The organism is Janthinobacterium sp. AD80, from assembly GCF_002878455.1.
Taxonomy (GTDB): domain Bacteria; phylum Pseudomonadota; class Gammaproteobacteria; order Burkholderiales; family Burkholderiaceae_D; genus Janthinobacterium.
This window is the reverse complement of the sequence record NZ_NRDQ01000276.1, coordinates 1-1,405: the sequence shown is the minus strand read 5'-3', so window position 1 is coordinate 1,405 and position 1,405 is coordinate 1. Positions and strand designations below refer to the sequence as shown.

Sequence of the window (1,405 nt, the reverse complement as noted above, 5' to 3'; positions counted from 1 at the left end):
GTCCGGGCGCCAGGGCCGGCGTGGCGGGCCGCAGCACCAGCGGCGCGCGCACGGCGAAGCGGAACACGGCGCCTTCTCCCAGTGCCGACTCGACACTCAGGTCGCCGCCCATCAGGCGCACGAATTCGCGCGAAATCGTCAGGCCCAGGCCCGTGCCCGCCTGCGCCACCGCGCTGTCGGCCTGCACGAACGGTTCAAAGATGCGTTCCAGGTCCTGTTCGGCGATGCCGGTGCCCGTATCGCGCACGGAAAAGACCAGCGCCATCTGTCCATCGTCCTGCGCCTCGCAGTGCAGGGCCAGGGTCACGCTGCCGTGCTCAATGAACTTGAGCGCGTTCGACAGCAGATTCAACAGCACCTGGCGCAGCTTGGCGCCGTCGAGGCGCACCAGCGGCGGCACGTTCGTGCGCTCCAGCCGCAGCATGATGCCCTGCTCGCGCGAACGCATGCGCACCATCTCGAGCACTTCGTCGAGCAGGCCGTTCAAGTCCACCGGCCCGGCCTGCAATTGCATGCGGCCGGCCTCGATCTTCGACAGCTCCAGGATGTCGTTGATCAAGGTGAGCAAATGGTGGCCGGCGCGGTTGATGATGGCCAGGTTATGTTTTTCTTCCTCGAACATGCTGCTCGAGTCGGCCATCATCTGCGAAAAGCCGATCACGGAATTCAGGGGCGTGCGCAATTCATGGCTCATGTTGGCCAGGAAAACGCTTTTCGCGCGGTTGGCCGATTCGGCCTCCGTGACGGCAACGGACAGGGCCGCCGTGCGCTGCTGCACCAGCTCTTCCAGATGGTCACGATAACCGAGCAGTTCCTGTTCGCTGTGCTTGCGTTCGGAAATATCGACGATGCCGCTGCGCACCAGGTGCCGCCCTTCCATGGGCAAGCGGACCAGCCGCACTTCGCAGGGAAAGACGCTGCCATCGGCGCGCCGCACATTGCGCTCGACCAGCACGGGCTCGCCCAGCATGGCGCGGCGCAAATGCTCTTCCACCATCAAGCCCAGCGGCAAGGCATCGGGCTGCTCGGCGCTGTACAGGTCGAACGGTCCCTTCGACAGCAATTGTTCGCGCGACAAGCCCAGCATGCGCTGCGCGCTGCTGTTGGCATCGACGAAACGGTCCAGGTCCAGGTCATACACGACGATGGCTTCGGGCGCGTGCTCGACCAAGACGCGGAAACGCTGCTCGCTTTCGCGCGCCTCGCTCTCGGCGCGGCGCAAGCGCCGCCGCTGCAGCAGCAAGGCGCTCAGCAGGACCGCCATCACGACAAAGACGGCGCCCACCGACAGCACGGCGACGCGGTGCTCATGCCACAGCTGCGGCGGACGGTTGACAAAAACGGTGTGCGGCGGCAGGCGGCTGATGTCGGCATCCCAGCGCTGCAACTGGTCCCAGTCATACAT

General features: G+C 65.5%; 1 protein-coding gene. It reads right to left on the bottom strand.

Annotation, left to right across the window (positions count from 1 at the left end; all coding sequences use genetic code 11):
* Positions 1-1,405: PAS domain-containing hybrid sensor histidine kinase/response regulator (locus tag JaAD80_RS28535; RefSeq protein WP_146012594.1), on the bottom strand; the 1,405-nt coding region annotated here is incomplete at both ends.